Annotated in this window: 13 protein-coding genes and 1 tRNA gene; 2 read left to right on the top strand and 12 right to left on the bottom strand. The window is 66.2% G+C overall.

All coding sequences use genetic code 11. The features are described 5' to 3' along the window. Positions 1-86: 86 nt before the first annotated feature. The 4 genes from ACLB0R_RS06010 to ACLB0R_RS05995 all read right to left on the bottom strand — a co-directional run bounded on the left by ACLB0R_RS06010 (position 87) and on the right by ACLB0R_RS05995 (position 3242). Complete coding sequence (locus tag ACLB0R_RS06010) at positions 87-1571, bottom strand: NAD(P)(+) transhydrogenase (Re/Si-specific) subunit beta (RefSeq protein WP_416642432.1); 1485 nt, start codon at positions 1569-1571, stop codon at positions 87-89. 100 nt (positions 1572-1671) lie between these two features. Next, entirely contained in the window at positions 1672-1965 is a 294-nt protein-coding gene (locus ACLB0R_RS06005) for an NAD(P) transhydrogenase subunit alpha (protein WP_416642431.1), read from the bottom strand. A gap of 13 nt (positions 1966-1978) precedes the next feature. Beyond that, complete coding sequence (locus ACLB0R_RS06000) at positions 1979-3100, bottom strand: NAD(P) transhydrogenase subunit alpha (RefSeq protein ID WP_416642430.1); 1122 nt, start codon at positions 3098-3100, stop codon at positions 1979-1981. A 16-nt stretch (positions 3101-3116) separates the two neighbouring features. Continuing rightward, positions 3117-3242, bottom strand: a complete 126-nt coding sequence (locus tag ACLB0R_RS05995) for a hypothetical protein (RefSeq protein WP_416642429.1) — start codon at positions 3240-3242, stop codon at positions 3117-3119. Between the two features lie 168 nt (positions 3243-3410). Between ACLB0R_RS05995 and ACLB0R_RS05990 the strand changes: the two genes are divergently transcribed. After that, complete coding sequence (locus ACLB0R_RS05990; RefSeq protein ID WP_416642428.1) at positions 3411-4832, top strand: sigma-54-dependent transcriptional regulator; 1422 nt, start codon at positions 3411-3413, stop codon at positions 4830-4832. A 35-nt stretch (positions 4833-4867) separates the two neighbouring features. Here ACLB0R_RS05990 and ACLB0R_RS05985 read toward each other — a convergent pair whose 3' ends face one another. Together ACLB0R_RS05985 and ACLB0R_RS05980 are read right to left on the bottom strand one after the other, a co-directional pair. After that, on the bottom strand, positions 4868-9484 hold the full coding sequence (locus ACLB0R_RS05985; RefSeq protein WP_416642427.1) for an NAD-glutamate dehydrogenase: 4617 nt from the start codon (positions 9482-9484) through the stop codon (positions 4868-4870). A gap of 60 nt (positions 9485-9544) precedes the next feature. After that, positions 9545-10846 (bottom strand): PAS domain-containing protein, encoded by a 1302-nt coding sequence (locus ACLB0R_RS05980; protein WP_416642426.1) that lies wholly within the window; start codon positions 10844-10846, stop codon positions 9545-9547. Positions 10847-11025: 179 nt separating this feature from the next. Here ACLB0R_RS05980 and ACLB0R_RS05975 point away from each other — a divergent pair. Then, positions 11026-11101, top strand: a tRNA-Thr gene (locus ACLB0R_RS05975). Between the two features lie 148 nt (positions 11102-11249). Here ACLB0R_RS05975 and ACLB0R_RS05970 read toward each other — a convergent pair. The 6 genes from ACLB0R_RS05970 to ACLB0R_RS05945 are packed head-to-tail and all read right to left on the bottom strand — an operon-like array spanning position 11250 to position 20220. Continuing rightward, positions 11250-13034, bottom strand: a complete 1785-nt coding sequence (locus tag ACLB0R_RS05970; protein WP_416642425.1) for an FAD-dependent monooxygenase — start codon at positions 13032-13034, stop codon at positions 11250-11252. After that, positions 13034-14617 (bottom strand): AMP-binding protein, encoded by a 1584-nt coding sequence (locus ACLB0R_RS05965; protein WP_416642424.1) that lies wholly within the window; start codon positions 14615-14617, stop codon positions 13034-13036. Before ACLB0R_RS05965 ends, ACLB0R_RS05970 begins: the two co-directional genes overlap by 1 nt. Then, entirely contained in the window at positions 14610-16100 is a 1491-nt protein-coding gene (locus ACLB0R_RS05960; RefSeq protein WP_416642423.1) for a bifunctional 3-(3-hydroxy-phenyl)propionate/3-hydroxycinnamic acid hydroxylase, read from the bottom strand. The genes ACLB0R_RS05965 and ACLB0R_RS05960 overlap by 8 nt, the downstream gene beginning before the upstream one ends. Next, a complete protein-coding gene (locus tag ACLB0R_RS05955; RefSeq protein ID WP_416642422.1) occupies positions 16097-16936 on the bottom strand; it encodes a fumarylacetoacetate hydrolase family protein in 840 nt (279 codons plus the stop codon). The genes ACLB0R_RS05960 and ACLB0R_RS05955 overlap by 4 nt, the downstream gene beginning before the upstream one ends. Next, positions 16933-17979, bottom strand: coding sequence for a VOC family protein (locus ACLB0R_RS05950; protein WP_416642421.1), 1047 nt, complete (start codon positions 17977-17979; stop codon positions 16933-16935). Before ACLB0R_RS05950 ends, ACLB0R_RS05955 begins: the two co-directional genes overlap by 4 nt. Positions 17980-17982: 3 nt before the next feature. Then, on the bottom strand, positions 17983-20220 hold the full coding sequence (locus tag ACLB0R_RS05945) for a TonB-dependent receptor (protein WP_416642420.1): 2238 nt from the start codon (positions 20218-20220) through the stop codon (positions 17983-17985). Positions 20221-20362: the final 142 nt, after the last annotated feature.

The raw sequence follows: 20362 nt of genomic DNA, 5'->3' as shown, positions 1-20362 counted from the left end.
GACCACATCCATTATGGATGTTGTTTCAGGAAAAATGCGGATCAGTCAGTGCTTTGCCCTACCGGCCGAAACTCGAATCGCACCGATCAGTCGAGCGACTTGACGATATCCTCGACCATCTTCTTGGCGTCGGCGAGCAGCATCATCGTGTTGTCCATGTAGAAGACGTCGTTGTCGACGCCGGCATAGCCGACACCGCCCATCGAGCGCTTGATGAACAACACCGTTTTGGCTTTTTCGACGTCGAACACCGGCATGCCGTAAATCGGTGAGCCCTTGTCGGTTTTGGCCGCCGGGTTGACCACGTCGTTCGCGCCGATGATGAACGCGACGTCGGTCTGCGCGAATTCGCTGTTGATGTCTTCGAGCTCGAAGACTTCGTCATAGGGCACATTGGCTTCGGCGAGCAGCACGTTCATGTGCCCCGGCATACGGCCGGCGACGGGGTGGATGGCGTATTTCACCCGCACGCCTTCATGCTTCAGCTTGTCGGCCATTTCGCGCAGCACGTGCTGCGCCTGCGCCACCGCCATGCCATAGCCGGGAACGATGATGACCTGCTCGGCTTGCTTCATCAGGAACGCCGCGTCCTCGGCCGATCCGCGCTTCCACGGGCGATCGACCTTGGCGGCGCCACCGCTCGAGGCTTCCGCGCCGAAGCCCCCGGCGATCACGCTGATGAAGCTGCGGTTCATCGCCCGGCACATGATGTAGCTGAGGATCGCGCCTGACGAGCCGACCAGCGCGCCGGTGATGATCATCGCGGTGTTATGGAGCGTAAAGCCCATCGCCGCGGCGGCCCAGCCCGAATAGCTGTTGAGCATGGAGACGACGACCGGCATGTCCGCCCCACCGATCGGGATGATCAGCAGGAAGCCGATCGCGAAGCTCAGGCCGGTGACGGTCCAGAAAATCCAGGGCGACTGGTCCTGCGTGAAATAGGCGACGAGCGCGAGGATCGCCGCCAGCGTGCCGAGGTTGATGAGGTGGCGGGCGGGCAGCAGGATCGGCTTGCCCGACATGTTGCCGTTGAGCTTGGCAAACGCGATCACCGAGCCGCTGAAAGTGATCGCGCCGATCGCGACGCCCAGCCCCATTTCGATGCGGCTCTGGATATGGATGACGCCCGCCTCGGCAATGCCGAACGCATCGGGATTGAGGAAAGCCGCGCCCGCGACGAGCACCGCCGCCAGGCCAACCAGCGAGTGGAAGGCGGCGACGAGCTGCGGCATCGCCGTCATCTGGATGCGCCGCGCGGTGGTGATGCCGATCGCCGCGCCGATCGCGATGGCGGCGAGGACAAGGCCCACTGCCCCGACGTCAAGATTGCCCACAGCGCGATAAGGCTCGTCCTGTCCAGGCAGGGCGTTCGCGGCGTCGGTAACGATACCCGTCGGAATATGAGTCGCCAGCGTCGTCAGCACGGCAATCGTCATGCCGATCATGCCATAGCGGTTGCCCTGGCGGCTCGATTCCGGGCTCGACAGGCCGCGCAGCGCGAGGATGAAGCATACGCCCGCCACCAGATAGGCGAGCGCTGCCCAGGGATTTACCGCGACTGCCTGTTCCATTCCTGCCCTTTGCCCTTGCCGTCGCCCCAGCGAAAGCTGGGGCCGTTCTCCGCTCGGTACGCCTGCCGCCAGCGGCCCCAGCTTTCGCTGGGGCGACGGCCTACTTAGCCGCCGGCCGCTCTTTCTTCTTGTACATCGCCAGCATCCGCTGGGTGACCGCGAAGCCGCCAAAAATGTTGATGCTCGCCAGCACGACCGCCAGCAGCCCCAGCCATTTCGACGTCGCCGATCCCGCCGCCGCACTCGCCACCAGCGCGCCGACGATGATCACCGAGCTGATCGCATTGGTCACCGCCATCAGTGGCGTGTGCAGCGCCGGCGTCACCGACCAGACGACATAATAGCCAACGAAACAGGCGAGGACGAAAATGGAGAGGATCGAGATGAATTCCATTAACCTTCTCCGATCAACCCAGCAGCCGGGCATTGACGACCTTGCCGCCTTGCGTCAGCCGCACGGCGTCGCCGATTTCCTCGTCGAGCACCGGCGCGCCCTTTTCCTTGTCCCAGAAGGTCGACAGGAAATTGTAGAGGTTGCGGGCGAACAGCGCGCTGGCGTCAGCGGGCAAGCGGCTGGCGACATTGCGATGGCCGACGATCCTGACGCCGTGGCGCTCGACCACCTCACCGGCGACCGAGCCCTCGACATTGCCGCCGCTTTCGACGGCGAGGTCGACAATCACGCTGCCCGGCCGCATTGTCGCGAGCTGCGCATCGCTGATCAGGCGTGGGGCGGGCCTGCCGGGGATCAGCGCGGTGGTGATGACGATGTCTTGCTTGGCGATGTGCGACGACACCAGCTCGGCTTGCGCCTTCTGATATTCCTCGCTCATCTCGGTCGCATAGCCGCCCGAGCCTTCGCCCTCGATGCCCTTCACATTCTCGACGAAGATGGGCTTGGCGCCGAGGCTCATGATCTGTTCCTTGGTCGCGGAGCGCACATCAGTCGCCGAAACCTGCGCGCCCAGCCGACGCGCCGTCGCAATCGCCTGCAGCCCGGCCACGCCAACGCCCATCACGAACACGCGCGCGGCAGAGACGGTGCCCGCTGCGGTCATCATCATCGGCAGCGCGCGGCCATATTCCGATGTGGCGTCGAGCACTGCCTTGTAGCCGGCAAGGTTGGATTGTGAGGAGAGGATGTCCATCGATTGCGCGCGGGTGATGCGCGGCATGAATTCCATCGCCAGCGCTTCCAGGCCGGCAGCGGCATAAGCATCGACGCGCGCGCGTTCGCCGAACGGGTTGAGGCCGGCGACAATCCAAGCACCGGGCGCCACGCCGGCCACGCTCGCCGGATCAGGCCCTTGCACGCCGAGTACGATCCCGGCGCCCTTCAGCACATCGGCGCGCGTGGCGAGCGTCGCTCCCGCCGCTTGATAATCGCTGTCGGCAATCGACGCCGTTGCGCCAGCGCCGGCCTCGACCGACACCTCCGCGCCGAGCGCGATGAATTTCTTGACTGTTTCCGGTGTCGCGGCGACCCGTTTCTCGCCGGCAGCCATTTCCTTGACGACGGCGATCTTCATGGCCACGCGCTCCGGCTCAGCCGCGCAGCAGGGCGACGACGACGAAAGCGAGGATCAGGCTTCCTGCCGCGCCCCACTTCAACAGCGACAAAACGCCCGAATAAAGCGCGCGATTGGCGTTGAGATCGCCATTGCCGGTCATGTCACTAGTCCCTTGCATGTGTATAAGCCCCCGCCACCTGCGCCCTCTTAACCATGGCATCGAGCGGGCTCAACCCCCTCACAAAGGCCATGCCCCCGGGCTTAAGAGGCCCTTTACCCGTGTCGCTTATGGTTAGCGGGACACCAGAAGTGTTCAGGGACGGGGTTGATGACAAGAAACGGCCAGCGCCTGCTGATGCTGATCGACGATGAACCCGCGCAGCGCCGGCTGATTGCGGCGCTCGCGGCGCGTGGCGGCTGGCGCGTGATCTTCGCCAATGATGCCGAAATGGCGATCGCGACACTGGGTACGCAGGACGGCATGCAGCTCGACTCCATCCTGCTCGATCAATCGATGATGACCGAGGAAGCCGCCGAGCTGATCGCGGAACTGCGCCAAAGGCGGCCCGCGCTGCCAATCCTGGTGTTGACCGCTAATGGCTCGGTTGCGGGTGCCGTCTCCGCGATGCGGTCGGGCGCAACCGATTTCCTGGTGAAGCCGCTGGCGCCGGAACGGCTGCTCGGCGCGCTTGATGCCGCCGTCACCGCCAACAGTGCCGGCGAATTGCGCCCGCTCACCGAGAAAATCCCCGCGATGCTCGGCTTCGACGAGATTGTAGGCTCGGAGCCGACGTTCCGCGCCGCGTTGGCGATTGCGGCAAAAGCCGCCCGCGCCCGGGTGCCCGTCTTGCTCGAAGGCGAAAGCGGCGTCGGCAAGGAAGTAATTGCCGAGGCGATCCATGCAGCTTCCCCGCGCTCCAAAAAGCCGATGTCGTCGCTCAATTGCGGCTCGGTGCCATCAAACCTGATCTGCTCGGAGCTGTTCGGGCATGAGAAGGGGGCGTTTACCGGGGCGTTTGAGCGTAAGATAGGGCGGTTGGCCGATGCGGATGGCGGTACGCTGTTCCTCGATGAGGTCAGCGAATTGTCGCCGGATGCGCAAGTCAGCCTGCTTCACTTCCTCCATACCGGGCTCGTTCAGCCGATTGGCGGGCGGCACCCGCGCGAAGTCGATGTCCGCATCATCGCCGCGTCGAACCGCCGCCTGCTCGACGATGTCGAGGCCGGGCGCTTCCGCGAGGACCTTTATTACCGGCTCAACGTCGTCCAGGTGACGATCCCGCCGCTGCGCGAGCGTGCAGGTGACATTCCCGCGCTGACGCGCCACCTGCTCGCGCGGATCGCGCAGCAGCCGGGCCTGCGCGCGCTGGGCATTACTGACGACGCGCTGCAGCTGCTCGTCGATTATGATTGGCCCGGCAATGTCCGCCAGTTGCAGAACGTGCTGTTCCGTGCAGCCGTGCTGTGCGAGGCGAACGCGCTCACCCGCGCCGACTTTCCCCATATCGCCGCCAGCCGGGGGGCGCGTGCGGCGGGCCCGGCGGCATCGGCAGTGCCGGCGTCGGCGGGCGTCACGCTCTATCGCGCCGACGGCAATTTGCGCCCGCTCGAAGAGATCGAGGCCGATGTCATCCGCCTTGCGATCGGCCATTATCGTGGCCGCATGACCGAAGTTGCGCGGCGGCTGGGGATCGGCCGGTCGACGCTGTACCGCAAGCTCGGCGAACTCGGGATCGACAACGCCGCCTGACCGGCGGCACGGACGACGCCGCCTGATCGGGCGCTTTAACGCCCGAGCAATACCCGCGCCTGGCCGGCGATCTGCGCGAGCATCGCCGCATTGGGCTGCGCCGCCCGCCGGGCGCGATCGACCAGCGACTTGAACTGGCGCACCCGCTCCTGATTGTCCACCAGCCAGCGATCCACCAAAGCCTGCGGTTCGCCCTCGACCGAACGTGCGAGGAATTCGAGCCGCAATTGCTGGAAATCGCGCGCCAGCCCGGCGATCAGCAGCCGCTCCCACGGATCGCTCGGCGAAATCCGCGCCGCATGCGCTTGCGCCCAATCGAGCCCCAACGCTTCGCCGAGATGGGTGAAAGCGCGCGTCAGCACCGCCTCATCAATCTTCAGCGTCGCGCCGAGATCGGCGAGCCCGACCGCACCGTCGAGATCGAACAGCCGCACGACCTTCTGCGCCAGCTTGCGGGGCGCTCCATAGGATTCGAGCCGATCCGCAATCCGCGCCGATTGTGCTCGCGCCTCGGCGATGAGCAGGTCCTTGGTCAGGCTGTCGAGGCGGCGGAAGCCCGGGCCGACGCGCGCGAGCACGGCGGCGGGGCTCGCGCCCGATCGCGTCACGCGCAGCAGATCGGCGATTTGCGACCGCGTCGCCAGCGCGACCTCATCGAACAGCGCGATGCGCGCGCCTTCCGGGATAATGGCGCTTTCGATTTCGCTCCAAAGCTTGGGCAAGTCGAACAAACGCTCGACGACGACGAACATCGCGGCGATGTCAGCCATCGCCGCGCCTTCTTCCTCGGCAAGTTCAAAGGGATGCAGCACGCCGAGCCGGTTGACGATGCGGTTGGCAAGCTTGGTCGCGACGATCTGGCCGCGCAGCCGGTGCTGCTCGATCGCCGCGCCGAATTTCTTGCGCATCGCGGGTGGGAAGGCAGCGTGCAGGTCAGGCAGCAGTTCGTCGTCGGTGGCGAGCGCGCTCTGCTCGATCGCATCCTGCAGCGCAAGCTTGGCAGTGGCGAGCAGCACGGCGAGTTCGGGTCGGGTCAGGCCGCGCCCTTCTTGCTGGCGACGCAACAGGTCATCATTTGCGGCAAGCCCCTCGACCGCGCGATCGAGCCGGCCGGCGCTTTCGAAAATCTCGATCAGGCGGACATAGCTCGGCAGTCCCTGCGCGCCGTCGGTTTCCATGATCGACAGCGCCAGCGTCTGCAGGCGGTTATCCTCGAGCACGAGATGCGCGACATCGTCGGTCATTTGGGCGAGCAGGGTGTTGCGCTTGGCTTCGGCGAGCCGGCCTTCGATCATCTCGCGGTTGAGCGCGATCTTGATGTTGACCTCATTGTCGGAGCAATCGACGCCGGCCGAATTGTCGATGAAATCGGTGTTGATCCGTCCGCCACGGGCGGCAAAGGCGATGCGGGCCGCCTGCGTGACGCCGAGATTGGCGCCTTCGCCGATCGCGGTCGCGCGCAATTCCTCGGCATTGACGCGGAGGCGATCATTGGCCGGGTCGCCGACCTGGACGTTGTTTTCGGCGGCCGCCTTCACATAAGTGCCGATGCCGCCGAACCAGATAAGATCGACCGGCGCGCGCAGGATCGCCGAGATGAGTGCCGTCGGGTCGAGCTCCGCCGCCTGAATGCCCAGCGCATCGCGCGCCTGTTTGCTGAGCTTGATCGACTTTTCGCTACGCGCATAGACGCCGCCGCCTTTGGAAATCAGCGCGGGGTTGTAATCGGCCCAGCTCGATCGCGGCAGCGCGAACATCCGCGCGCGCTCGTCCCAGCTTGCCGCTGCATCGGGATCGGGATCGATGAAGATATGGCGATGGTCGAACGCGGCGATCAGCCGGATCGACTTGGAGAGCAGCATGCCGTTGCCGAACACGTCGCCCGACATGTCACCGCAGCCGATGACGCGGACGGGATCGCTCTGCACATCGAGCCCGCGCTCGGCAAAGTGGCGCTGGACGGAAACCCAGGCGCCCTTGGCGGTGATGCCCATCGCCTTATGGTCGTAGCCGACCGAGCCGCCGCTCGCGAACGCGTCGCCCAGCCAGAAGCCGCGCTCCAGCGCGATCGCGTTGGCGACGTCGCTGAAGGTCGCGGTGCCTTTGTCGGCGGCGACGACGAAATAGGGATCCTCGCCGTCATGGATGACGACATGAGGCGGATGGACGACCTTGCCCTCGACGATGTTGTCGGTGACCGAGAGCAACGAGCGGATGAAAATGCGATAGCTTTCGGTGCCCTCGGCGAGCCAGGCGTCCCGATTGGAGGACGAAGGCAGCTGCTTGGGATAAAAGCCGCCCTTGGCGCCGGTCGGCACGATGACCGCGTTCTTCACCCGCTGCGCTTTCATCAGCCCCAGGATTTCGGTGCGGAAATCGTCGCGCCGGTCCGACCAGCGCAGGCCGCCGCGCGCGACCGGGCCGGCGCGCAAGTGGATGCCCTCGACACGCGGGCTGTACACCCAGATTTCGCGCCAGGGCAGCGGTGCGGGCAAGCCGGGGACAAGGGCGGAATCGAGCTTGAACGCCAGCGCCTCGCGTGCGGCGGGAGCAAAGGCATTGGTCCTGAGCGTCGCCTTGATGACGCCAGCGATCGCGCGGAGGATGCGGTCGTCATCGATCGCCGAAACGTCGTCCAGGCCCTTGTCGATCGCCTTGTTGGCCGCCTCGATATCGCCCTTGCTTGCCGGATGGTGCGCTGCCTCGAAGCGCTGGATCAACGCATGGGCGACCGCCGGCGCGCGGCGCAACGCGTCGACCACGGTCATCAGCCCATAAGTCAGCCCTGCCTGGCGCAGATAGCGGAACCAGGCGCGGAACAGCAGCACGCGCCCCGGCGTCATGCCGAGATCAACGATCAGGCGGTTGAAAGGGTCGTTTTCAGCAGTGCCACTCAGCACATCGGCGATCGCGCCTTCAAGCACGCTGAAATCGCCGTTCTTCAGCGCGCCGGGTGCCGCTTCGACCTCGAAGTCATGGATATAGCCGCGCGCCTCGTCCTGAAGCGCGGTCGGCACTTCCTCGATGACACGGAAGCCGAAATTCTCGAGCACCGGTACCGCGTCCGACAAGGCAAGCGCGCCGCCTTGCCGATAAATTTTGAGCCGCAGGTCCGCGCCGGCGCGATACAGCCGCACCGCGCGATCGGCATCGCTGTCGAGCGGCGCCAGCGCGACGATGTCGCGCGCGGCTTCCTCGGGCGGGTTGGTGGCGCGATAACCGGCGGGGAAGCTCGCGGCATGGCGCAGCGCGAGCCGCGTTGCGCGCGCCGGCTCGATCAGCTCGGCAAGCGCGGCTTCGACTGCCGGCTCCCAGCCGCGCACCATCCGCTCGATCCGCTCGGCAAGCGGCGCGGTCTCGGGCTTGCGGCCGTCGCCGCGCACATCGAGCGTGTAGCGGATCAGTGCGACGACGCCGTCTTCAAGCTCCATCGACCAGTTGAGCAGCGTGCCGTTGCACGCCTCGGCCAGCATATCGCCGATCGCGATGCGGCGGGCAGTCGACACATCCTCGCGCAGCAGCCAGACGAAGCCGAACAAGTGCCGGCCCAGGATCGATTCGACGAGGACCAGCTCGGGGCGCGGCCGATCGGCGAGCGACATCGCCGCCAGCGCCAGTTCTTCGAGCGCTGCGGGCGCAAAGCCGATCATCAGATCGTGCGGCAGCGCGGTCAGCGCGTGCGTCAGCGCCTTGCCGGCATGGCTTGCCGGCGCGAAGCCAAAGCGCGCTTCGAGTGCGGCGAGGCGCGCGCGGAGCACCGGCACGCTTTCGGGCAAGGCATTGAGCGCGGCGCTGGTCCATAGCCCGGCATGGATCGACAAGCCAACGAGCTCGCCACCCTCGGTCAGCGGCAGCAGGATGAGGTCGAGCGGCACGCGTCGATGGACCAGCGAGGCGAGGTTGGACTTGACCAGCAGCGGTGCGGCATTGCCCGCGGCGAACCAGTCGGCCGCCAGCGCGCGCGATGCCTCGGCGAGCAGCGGCACGCTCTGGTTGTGGCGCGCGATGCCGAGCCGCTCGCTCGATTTGCCGGTGCGGCGCCATTTCTCGTGGCCGAGCAGCGTGAAATTGCGATCGAGGAACCAGTCGAGCAGCGCGGCGCCTTCGCCGTCCAGATCGCGACCGCTGTCGCGCAACCACGCCGCATCTGCCGCCATGGCGAGTTGAAGTGCTTCCCAATCGCTGACCGCACTGCGCACATTTGCCAGCGCTGATTCGATCTCGCCGGCCAGCGCGCGGCGCGTGCGGGCGTCGGCGCGCTCCATCTCGATATAGATCATCGATTCGCGCGTGCCGTCGCCGATCTGCGTCAGCGCGCCGTCCGCACCTCGCGTGACGGGCACGATCGGATGGAGGATGCGCTCGATCGCGATGTCGTGCGCGGCAATCGCCGCCGCGATCGAATCGACCAGGAATGGCATGTCATCGTTGATGATCGCCAGCCGCATCCGCCGGTCGGTGTCGTCGGCGGAAATCGTCTCGAGGCTGAGCTTGACCGTGCCCGGCTGGCGCTCGGCAGCGGCGGCGGCAACAAACCGCGCGGCTTCCGCCCGGTCGGCTTTGCCGAACCCCTTGAGCTCGCCCGGCAGGGCCCCTTCAACCAGTCGAACGGCGAGCGCGTCCGACAGCGATTTCAGCGTCGTCTTGGCCATGGGCGCGCCCTATGCGCCCGGTGTGTGACGGGCGCAAGGCTTGTGGCGCGTGCGAAAAACTTATGCCGCAGCGCGGCGAGCGGCGCGTTCCGTAAGGGCAGGGTCGGCGACATGGGCGACGATGTCGATGCCGCCATCAGGCGCGGCGCGGCCGAGCAGCACGACGAAATCGCCGGCCGCAACGCCGGTGTCGACGGCGACGCGGGCGAGCGGCGCGCGCGCGAAAAGCTGTTCCCGCACGCGATCGAACGGCAGGGTACGCTCGGCAACGCGCCGTGCGGCGCGGGCAGCGGCAACGATGCCCTTGATGCCGCCCGGTGCAGCGTCGAGATAAGCGGAGAGACCGCCGGCAGCGACCGCATCGCGGCGCGCCTGATCGAGCACGGTCGCGAATTCGGTAATCCGCGTCTTGTCGTACTCGCTGCCGAAGACGAGCTTGACGATCGGCGTCATCGGCGCGCGATCCTGCACCTTCAGCCCAGCACGCTCGAGCAACGCAGCATAGCCCTCGGCATCATTATCGGTTGCGAGCGCGAAATCATAAGCACGGGCAAGCGCGCGATACAGTGCTGCGCGGCTGCGCACATCGGCGGCGCGCGCAGCGGCGGCGCTTTGCTGCGCCAGCATCAATTGGTCGGCCAGCGCGCCTGCAAAATCGCCAAAGTCGGCGACTGGCGGCGCGGGTGTCGCTTCTTCTGCCTCATCGAATGAAGCACTCGGGCCATCGGCCCAAACGGCCGCGGGAGCCGGTCGCGCCGGCGCTGCCTTCACCGCCTCGGCAACCTGGCTTTCCAGCGCGGCCTGCGTCGCGGCGTCGACCAGTTCCTTCCAGTTGATGACGCCATAAATGAAATCGATTTCGTCGCCGCTCGACGAGAAGGGCATCAGAATGCCGCGATACAGCGTATTGTGGCCGCGCGTACCGGTGAACTCGGCTTCAAAGCCGATCGGCGCACGATTGGCGATGATCTGGAGATAATGGTCGGTCAGCCGCGACAGCAGCGAGCGGCCCGGTACCGCGCTGATCCGCACATCATCGCCCTCCAGCCCGCATTCGGCGCGCAACGCGTTGCCGAGATAACGGATCGACGGATCCTCAATGCCATCGGTAAAGTCGAGCAAAACGCTGTGGGGGCCGAAATCGACGATATTGTCGGGGTCGAGATCGGCAATCCGGGGATAGGCGCGGCCGTCGAGCAGCGACACCCAGTGATTATAGGCGCGCACCTGCATGCGGCGCTCATCGGTGCCGATGTCGATCGTCGAGTGGTTGTCGTCCACGCTCATATCCGCCATGTCCGCTTCGCCTTCTTCGTCGATCTCGCCCCAGCCGTCGTTCGACAGGCTGCCCAGTCTGTCCATCTGCCCGATTCCCCGGCCACACGCGGATCCGCGCGCTTCAAGGCCGGTTGTGCCCGATTACGGTAAACAGAGCGTAAAGCGCAGGGGTGGCAAGCGCTGCTTCCAACCCTTGCTTGCCAGCAGCGCCGATCACTGTTATCGGCGCGCCCCGGATGACGGGGCCCACCGCCCCGCCGTGCGCCGCTTTAGCTCAGCCGGTAGAGCATCGCATTCGTAATGCGAGGGTCGCGTGTTCGAGTCACGCAAGCGGCACCATCCACTTCAAACGCGCATCATGAGTGGGGCCGCATCGGCCTTCTTCAACCCGTTTAGAACGCGTACGTCGCTTACCTGGCAGCTGTTGGGCAGCAGGCGGAATGGCCGCCAACAGTAGAGCCAAGGCCCTAAGCAGTCCTTCGGTGATTTACGCGTCCGAGCTGCGGATATGGAGAACCCGGGTGAGTACCGATCGCAGCGTTGCGGCGGGATCAGCCGCGACGTCGGCGGCGCGCCAGGCGACGAAGCGGTCGGGGCGAACCAGCACCGCACCGGCCGGGCCGATACCGCGCGCTTTTACCCAGGCCAAGCGCTGGTCGAACAAGTCGCCATCGATATGGCCGATACGGACCGCGTCGATTGGCCAGCCTTCGTCCGCCGCCAATTGCTCGGCAGCGCGACACCAGTTATCACCCTCCTCCCCCGCGATCAGGACGAACCGCCCAGCCTTTACCAGGTCCTTGATCGGTGACCGCTCGCCCGCCTCATTGTCGAGCCAGGCATGGGGCAAGGGAGCGCCGGGCCGGGCACAGGGTTGATAATCGCGAATGGCGTCGGCCAGCTCGGGCGCTGCGCTGCCATCGGGGATGATGGCGGACGAGGCGTAGTGATAGCCATATTCGACATTGAGCTCCGACGCTTCCATCGACATTTGCCGGATCGCACGCAACGCTGCGGATCGATAGGACCGGTCAGCCGGGTCATCGCTAAATACGCGTTGCAGCTGGCGCCAATTGGCCTGCTCGCCCGCGTCGAGCGACAGGCCGAACACCTGGTCCATCGCCAGATGGGCCGTCGAGTTCTGCAGGCTGCGTTCGATATTGCGCCCGTCAATCGGTCGACGCTCCGCCTCATAAGTATCGAGCAGGCCATCCCCAGCGGACCCGTTGAGCACTGCCGCGAGCTTCCAGCACAGATTGTGCGCATCCTGAATGGCGCTGTTGAGGCCAAGGCCGCCAGTGGGCGGGTGGCGGTGCGCGGCATCGCCGACCAGAAAGACGCGGCCTTGCCGGAACCTTTCCGCCAGCACGCCTTCGACTTTCCAGCGCGACAGCTTGTGGATGTGCATCGGGTGGTCGCCAATGCCGAGCGCGCCGCGCATCTGCGCTTCCACCTCGGCATCGGTCATGTTCCACAGCACGTCACCCGGATAGCTCAGGTGATAGACCCATTCCTCGCCGTCCGGCCCCCAGCGGGTCGGCCCCATCGGCACCATGGCGGACAAGGTGGCGTGGGAGGGCGACCAGATCCAGCGGATCAGCACCTCCGGGTCGCGCGCCCAGCGCGAAAAATCAGCGGTTGCGTGGATGGTCGCGGTGGTGGCGAGCACGCCCAGCCCCTGCATCTCGATGCCTAGCATGCGCGCCAGCGTGCGGCCGCCATCGGCGGCGATCAGGTAGCGGGCACGGACGCGATAATCGCTGCCGTCATCATAATTGCGGATCGTCGCGGTGACCCCGTCGTCGTCCTGCGCCAGCGCGGTCAGTTCGTGATGGAAGCGGATGCGGCCCGGCGCCAACGCATCGGCCCGCGCCTTCAGGATGGGCTCGAGCCGGATTTGCGGCAGGTTCATTGAGCGGAACGCGCTCGCGCCCGACCAGAGCGGATTGCTGCCGCCGCAGCCCCAGCTTTCGACCTTGGCGATGCACCGCCCGGCATCGGGATGGTCGCCCGCAAAGCCGGCATACCAGCCCATGGCTTTCATATTGTCGGCCGGCGTGCTCGCCTCGGCAATCGCCGCCGCCACGCCGATATCGTCCAGTATCTCCATGCTGCGCTGGTTGAGGACGTGCGCCTTGGGCAGGATCGAGGTGGTCGGCAGCGCGCTCACAAGCACGTGATCGACGCCCAGCGTCGACAGCAGCATCGTCGCGGTCAGCCCGGCGCCACCGCCGCCGACGACCAGCACGTCGATCTCGATCATGTCGGTCATCAAACCTCCGCTGGCAGGGCAAGCAGTTGCGCGCGCAATTCGGCCTTGGCGACTTTCTCCAGCGTCGACCGCGGCAAATGATCGACCAGACGGACAAGATGCGGTCGCTTGAACGGCGCGAGCGACGCCGCGCAGGCGGCATCGATCCGCACCTGAACATTGTCGGCGTCGGACGCGATGACGAAGGCGGCGGGCACTTCGTCGAACATCGGGTGCGGCATGCCGACCACGGCGACCTCGGCCACGCCGGGCACGGCGGCGATCACGCGCTCGATCTCGGACGCGGCGACATTCTCGCCCCCGACCTTGAGCATGTCCTTCGATCGATCGGCGAAGAACAATGAGCCGTCCCCGCCCAGCCGCACGCGATCCCCGGTGATGAACAGCCCATCGGGCCGAAACGCAGCGGCGGTGGCTGCCGGGTCATCGGCATATTCCTGAAACAGCGACAGGCCGCGCACGCCGCCGACCAGCAGATCGCCGGTCTCTCCGGGCCGCATCGGGCAGCCGTCATCGCCCAGCACATGAATCCGATAACCGGGCGATGGCCGGCCGATCGACAAGGGCGCGTCGACGCCATCATGCACGCCGACGGTGCCGTGGGTGACCGTTTCGGTCATGCCCCACCAGCCGATCGTCCTGACGCCGAAATGCGCGTCAGTCGGCGGCGCGCAGACGGCATTACCCCACAAGCGGTAATGATGCGCCGGCGGGACGGGCTGCTCGATCAACGCCTTGACGCAGAACGGCACGACCGAGGTCCAGGTCGCCCGGTGCTTGAGCGACAAGGGCCAGAAGCGCGACGCCGAGAAGCGCGGCATCAGCACGACAGTCGCCCCCGCCCAAAGCGAGGCGAGCAGCGAATAGACCTGCGCATTGGTGTGAAACAGCGGCAGATGGACGAGGTGGACGTCGTCGGCGCGAAGGTTTTCGTGATAGGCGCTCAGCCGCCCGCCCCACAGCGCATTGGCGTGGCTCCACAGCACCGCCTTTGGCCGGGCGGTTGTGCCCGAGGTATATTGGATGCCGAACGGCGCCCAGGGATCATGCGGTCGCGCGACCAGCCGATCAGGGTCGGCGGCGATCGCGTCGAAGCGGTCAAAGCCATGGGCAAGCGCGCCCGCCGCTTCGCCGCTGTCGGACGCGGTGACCGCCAGCCAGGCGAGGTGCGGCGCTGCGGCGGCAAGCAGGGTGGCGAAGCGCGGTTGGGTGACAGCGCCAACGGCGCGACTATGCGCGGCGAAATAGGCGAGCTCGTCCTGCGTCGACTTGGCGTTGGTGGTGACCGGGACGGCGCCGGCATAGGCCGTGCCTAGCCAGGCGATCACCGATTCCGGGCTGTTTTCCAAATGGACGATGACCCGATCGCCGGGCGTGACACCGCGCGCCTGCAAGCCGGCCGCGAACGACCGGACAACGTGGCCGAATTCGGCATAGCTCCACTGCTGGCCGGGGCCTTCGAACGGCTCCCAGATCAGGAAAGGATGGCTGACCCGCCGCGCCACCTGCGCGTCGATCAGCGAGCGGATGTCCATGCCCTCGAACGGGGTCAGCGGACGCGGTTCGATGGCCGAGTCAGGCATGGCACGGCAGCCCGACCGCAACGTCCCATGCCGCCGCAAGGTGCGCGGGCGATCCCGTACCGAAGACGTACCGATCCGGGCGCACCAGCACTGCATCCGCCGACTGCACATCGAGCCAGTCGGTGAGCGCGGCGCGAAAGGGATCGAGTGCGGGGTCCGCCAAGTCAGCGATAGTGACGGCATCGCTTGACGCGAGGCCCGGCGCGCGCGTGATCAGCCATGCTCCCGTGCCCAGTACGTCATCGAGCCTGCGGCCGTCAGCCGCGATCGGCTGCGCGAAATAGCGTCCCGCCTCCGCCGTCCCCGCCAGGATGCACCCGGTCTCGATCTCGGCATAGCGCGGCGGGCCATCCGGCGCGGGACCGGCAGCGCGCGCGGCGACCATCTGCGCGTCGCGCATGGCGGCAGCGGCGGGGTCGGTGATGCACACCATCTGGCCCATCATCATCGCCATGCCGATGATCGAGCGCACATTGGGCTCGCGCTCCGGCTGATAAGTGTCGAGCAGCCTGTCGGATGCGCCATCGCGGATGATCGCGGCGAGCTTCCACGCGAGGTTCGCCGCATCACGCACGCCCGAGCACAGCCCCTGGCCGGCAAAAGGTGGCATGCGGTGCGCGGCATCGCCAGCGATCAGGCCGCGCCCGCTGCGCCATGCGGTCGCGACCATCGCGTTGAAGCGATAGACCGCCTTGCGCTCGATCTCGACCGCACCGTCGACATTCCACGGCGCGAGCAAGGCGGCGATGCGGGCATCGTCGAGCAGATCCTCGGCACGCTCGCCTGGCTTGATCATGAATTCCCAGCGGTGGCGCCCCGCCCCCATCATCACGCACGTGGTCGGCCGGGCGGGATCGCAGATTTGCAGGTTGGTGAGGGGCAAGCGACTTTCGTCGCGCACGATCGTGTCGATGACGATCCAGGGCTCGTCAAAGCCGAGATCGTCCATGGCGATGCCCAACGCCTCGCGCATCGGCGATCGGGCGCCATCGCAACCGATGATATAGCGCGCGCGCACGCTTCGTTCGCCTACCGACGTGTCAAACGTCGCGGTGACGCCGTCCGCCCCCTGCGTCAGCGCGACAAATGCCCAGCAGTCGCGCACAGCCACGTGCTCACTGGCCGCCGCTTCACGGAGCAACGCCTCGATCGAGGGCTGGTGGATCATGTTGGCGATCGGCCAGCCGCCGCTGCCGATCTGGTCGGCACCGTCAAGCCGAAGCAGCACTTCGCCTGCGGCGCTGAGGAAATCATAGCGCGCGGCGCGCCGGCAACCCTTCAGGACCGCCTCGGCAAGGCCCAGCGACTGGAACACGCGGACGACCTCATGGTCGATGTGCGCGGCGCGCGGCAGCGGGTAGAGGCCAGCCTCTTTTTCCGCGACGATCGCGGAGACACCCCGCTGGGCAAGCAGCAACGCCAGCGTCAGCCCGGTTGGCCCGGCGCCGACGATCAGCACATCGCAGTCGATCGCGCCGCTCATGGCTCGGCGACCATGGTGCCTTCGATATGGCCCAGCCGCTCGACCTCGCAGCGGACCACGTCGCCGGGTTTCAAGAACTGGCGCGGGTCCATCGCCGCGCCCACGCCGCCGGGCGTGCCCGTGAAGATCAGGTCGCCCGGCTCCAGCGTCATCGCCGTCGACAGATGCTCGATCTGTTGCCACAGGTTGAACACCAGATGGCGGGTATTCGATTGCTGGCGCGGCTCGCCATTGACCGAGCAGCTGAGGTTGAGCGCATGCGGGTCGCCCACCTCGTCCGCCGTCGTCAGCCACGGGCCGATCGGCGCATGGGTGTCAAAGCTCTTGCCGAGCGACCATTGCGGGCCGGCATGCTGCCACATCCGCTCGGTCACATCGTTGCCGACACAATAGCCGAAGACATAGTCCGCCGCCTGCGCTGCCGGGATATGCTTGCCGCGCTTGCCGATGACCGCAACCAGCTCGACCTCATAATCGGCTGTCGCTGTGCCGCGCGCAATCTGGATCGGGTCGAAGGGCCCGTTGATGCTGGTTTGCGCCTTGGTGAACCACACCTGGCGCTGCGGCGTTTCCATCTTCGATTCGGCGATATGATCAGCATAGTTGAGGCCGATCGCCCAGATCTTGCCCGGCCGCTCGATCGGCGCGGCAAGCTTGACCGATGCCAGCGGCACCCCGCCGCCCGCCGCCGCCTTTGCCGCCAGATTGTCCTTCATCGCCGGCCAATGCGCGATCAGATCGATCATGCTGCTGGCAAGGCCGGTGTCGATCAGGCGATCGTTGACGACGATCCCCGTCCGCACCGTATCGCCATGATGATAGGCGGCAAGTTTCACTGATACTTTCCTGCTGCTTGGCCCAATGACGGGCTCTTGGGCGCGCGACGGAACAGCCGCCTCAACCGAACCGATAGCGCCATGATCGTGCCGACCGTCTTCGGCCCGGGCGCGAGGCGGCCGGTGAACATCGGGTGGGGTGTGCCCCATTGGACAGCGAGCAGGTCCTGGACCGTCGCCCGGTTCGACCCGTCGGCGGCGGTGAAGCGGTCGCCATCGGTCCAATGTTCGAGTTCGTGGCCCCAGGGGTCCTTCCAATAATCGAAAATCTGGCTGCCCAGGATGTGCCGCCCCACCCCCCAGGCCGGGGTCCGCTGGCGCACGAGCAGATGGTCGTGGCCGAGCATCAGGTCGTTGAGCCCCAGCACCTCGAACGCGGCGTGGTTGAAGCCCTTGCCCGATGGCAGCTGCGCCAGGAACAAGGTGTGGTGGTCGGAGGGCACGTCGCCCCGGTCGCAGCGCATGAACGCCCCCATCGACACGCCCCTGGCGGCCTCTATCTCGTCCGAGGTGATGAATCCGAAGCGTGCCTTGTACCACGCTTCCGATGTGCGGAAGTCGCCGACATTGAGGACGCAGTGCCCGAGGCGAAAGACATGCGATGGCCCCGGGGTGGTCCGCACGGCCTGGCGCGCACGGTTGAAATCGGCAGCGGAATTGACCGGCGGCTCGGGCGCGATCGCGGTAGCAGCGTCCCAGTGCTGTCCCGCGACGACCTCGACCAGATTGCCGTCCGGATCGGTCAGGCGAACTACCTTGCCGCCGCCTGGCGCATCGAGCGGCTCGATCGCTGCCCCTTCCGCTGCCGCCAGCCGGGCAAGGTCGTCAACGCTGGCGGCGCGCAACCCCAGCCCGATGAAGCGCGGCGGCCCCGCTTCGGTTGCGTGGAGGAAAGGCGCCCCGTTCATGCCCCGCGCATAGAGCCGGTCGCCGTGCCGAAACGCGGTCAGCCCGAAATCCGCGAGGAAGTCCGCCATCGCCGCCAAGTCGGGCGCGGCAAAGCGGACATGGGCAATATCCTCAACGCGGATCACGGGTGCCATGTGTCAGTATTTCAGGCTCAGCTGCAGGGTAATCGTCCGCGGCCGTTCGGAAACGGCGTTGTAATTGCCGGCCGGCAGAAACGGCGTGGGAAACACGAACGCGGCGGAATTGTCATTGGCCAGATTGCGACCGATCAGGCGCAATTCCCAATGCTGGTCCTTGGTCGCGAGCGCGATGCTGGCATTCACCGGCGTGAACGATGCGCTCACCGGCACCGCCGGGTCGTTTTGCGACGTCCGGCTGGACCGATGATCGACCGACCCGTCGACCAACAGATCGATGCCACCCGTAAGCGGCGTCTTGTACGCCAAGCCCGCGCTCCCCTGAAGCTCGGGCGCCAGAGGGATGCGCGCGCCACTGTTCCGATCCCGGGCATGGGCATAGGTCGCGTTGGCGAACAACCGCAGGCCCTTGATGGGCGACCACCAGGATTCAACCTCAAAGCCGCGGCTGCGCAGATTCTGGTTGGTGATGTCGAAGCTGATGCCGTTGAACGTCACCGTCTGGAACCCATCGACATCGGTGTTGAACAAAGCGACGTTGAGCAGCCAGCGACGGCCAGGGTCCTGCAGCTTGACGCCGCCCTCGACCGTGCGGGCGGTTTCGTTGGTGTATTCGGATCGGTCAAGCAGCGTCGCCGACGAGGCGAAACCGCCGCTCTTGGTGCCCTTGCCATAGGAGACATAGAGCAGCGCGTTGCGCCCCAGGTCGAACTGGACGCCGCCCGAATAGTCGACATTATTTTCCGACCGGCTGCGCTGGAACGGTGCGTAAGGCGGATTGGCGACCAGCGAATAAAAGCCGGGGACAGTCGCCACGCGACCAAGCACGACGGACTTGTCCTCATGCGTATAGCGCAAGCCGCCGAGCAGCCGGAGCCGCGACGTGATCCGGTACGTCGCCTGGCCGAATACCGAGCCGGTCTGCGTGCTCTGGTCGAAATCGGTCCGCGACGTGCCGGTCAGCAGCACGCCCGGCGCCGGTCCGAATGGATAATTGGCGGCGATCGTCGTCTGGTTGAACAACGTGTTGTCGACATAGAGCCCGCCAACGACGAATTCGAGCGGCCGGTTGACCGGCGACACCAGGCGCAATTCCTGCGAGACCTGCTTCGATCGTTCGAGCACCGAGCGCGTTGCCCAATTGCCGGCCTGACCATCGGCATCGAAGTCATTGGCGTCGCTATATTTCGAATAGCCGGTCACCGAGGTGACGGTATAATCGCCGAGCCGGACATTCGCCGTCAGCCCATAGCGATCGATCAGCAGCCGTTCGCGCTGTTCGCCCCCGGGAGTGCCGAAATAGGTCGCGTTGCGGCGATCGAGATTGGGATCCAGCGTGCCGGGGAAGCCGCCGAGCGCCTGCAGCAGCGGTGCCAGCGGCGGCGCGGCCGAGATGGCGATGAACTCGGTCGGGTTGCCGACGATGCGGGCAAGATCGTGCTGGGCAAAGGCGGTGATGTCGATGGTATCGCTGGGTTGCCACGCCGCGATGACCCGGAACGCATCGTCATGCGTCCGCGGGTTCTTCACATTGTTGATGACGTTATAGACCCAGCCGCCTTCGAAGCTGCTTTGGCCCGCGATGCGCAGCTGGAAGCGGTTGCTGATCGGGACGTCGACGCCACCGGTGACCAGCCTGGAGCCGAGCTCCGTCTCATACCCAATGCGCAGATCAGCGGCGAAGATCTTGCCGGGCTTGCGCGTGATCAGGTTGATCGCGCCCAGGCTGGTATTTTTGCCGAGCAGCGCCGCCTGGGTGCCGCGGATGACCTCGATGCGTTCGACATCGAACAGCGACCCGGCGAATTCGCGGGCGCGCGGCGCATAGATGCCATCGACAAACAGGCTGACCGAGCTGTCGAACGAGGGCGCGCCGGGCGCCGAGCCCAGACCGCGGATGGTGACGCCAGGCTCGGCGCCGGCGGGCGGCTTGGCGATGGTGACGCCCGGTGCCAGCGAGGGGAGATCGATGAGCGACGACAAGCCGGTCTTTGCAATCGCCGGTCCACCGACGACCCCGATGGAGATCGGCACGCGCTGCACCGTTTCATCACGCTTGCGCGCGGTGACGACGATTTCGCCTTCAGTATTGGCGCCAGTGTTAGCAGCGGGCGCGGCGGTGGCGCCGGGCGCGGGCGGTGCAGTTTCGGCGTGCGCGGCTGATGCCGCGGCAAGCACGAGCGGCAACGTCGCCACCCCGATCAGCAAATTGGGCGCGCGCCCATATCCCTTTGACATCTTGACGTCCCCTCCGATCCCCGGTCGGCTTTGTGCCGACTCCTTGATCTTTCCGTTTGCTGGCTCGCCCAGGCCAAACGGGCAGACTGGGCCATGGCCGATTACAACTCTCACGGGAAACGAAGTGATGTGATGCTTACCA

This window comes from Sphingomonas sp. GlSt437, from assembly GCF_048015635.2.
Lineage (GTDB): Bacteria > Pseudomonadota > Alphaproteobacteria > Sphingomonadales > Sphingomonadaceae > Sphingomonas.
Note: the sequence above shows the minus strand (reverse complement) of the source record. Positions and strands in the feature narration are given on the sequence as shown.

Coding starts and splice junctions, on each gene's coding strand:
- ACLB0R_RS05970 (WP_416642425.1), bottom strand. CDS start 13,034: ATGACCGACATGATCGAGATCGACGTGCTGGTCGTCGGCGGCGGTGGC.
- ACLB0R_RS05950 (WP_416642421.1), bottom strand. CDS start 17,979: ATGGCACCCGTGATCCGCGTTGAGGATATTGCCCATGTCCGCTTTGCC.
- ACLB0R_RS06005 (WP_416642431.1), bottom strand. CDS start 1,965: ATGGAATTCATCTCGATCCTCTCCATTTTCGTCCTCGCCTGTTTCGTT.
- ACLB0R_RS05990 (WP_416642428.1), top strand. CDS start 3,411: ATGACAAGAAACGGCCAGCGCCTGCTGATGCTGATCGACGATGAACCC.
- ACLB0R_RS06000 (WP_416642430.1), bottom strand. CDS start 3,100: ATGAAGATCGCCGTCGTCAAGGAAATGGCTGCCGGCGAGAAACGGGTC.
- ACLB0R_RS05960 (WP_416642423.1), bottom strand. CDS start 16,100: ATGAGCGGCGCGATCGACTGCGATGTGCTGATCGTCGGCGCCGGGCCA.
- ACLB0R_RS05980 (WP_416642426.1), bottom strand. CDS start 10,846: ATGGACAGACTGGGCAGCCTGTCGAACGACGGCTGGGGCGAGATCGAC.
- ACLB0R_RS05945 (WP_416642420.1), bottom strand. CDS start 20,220: ATGTCAAAGGGATATGGGCGCGCGCCCAATTTGCTGATCGGGGTGGCG.
- ACLB0R_RS06010 (WP_416642432.1), bottom strand. CDS start 1,571: ATGGAACAGGCAGTCGCGGTAAATCCCTGGGCAGCGCTCGCCTATCTG.
- ACLB0R_RS05985 (WP_416642427.1), bottom strand. CDS start 9,484: ATGGCCAAGACGACGCTGAAATCGCTGTCGGACGCGCTCGCCGTTCGA.
- ACLB0R_RS05995 (WP_416642429.1), bottom strand. CDS start 3,242: ATGACCGGCAATGGCGATCTCAACGCCAATCGCGCGCTTTATTCGGGC.
- ACLB0R_RS05965 (WP_416642424.1), bottom strand. CDS start 14,617: ATGCCTGACTCGGCCATCGAACCGCGTCCGCTGACCCCGTTCGAGGGC.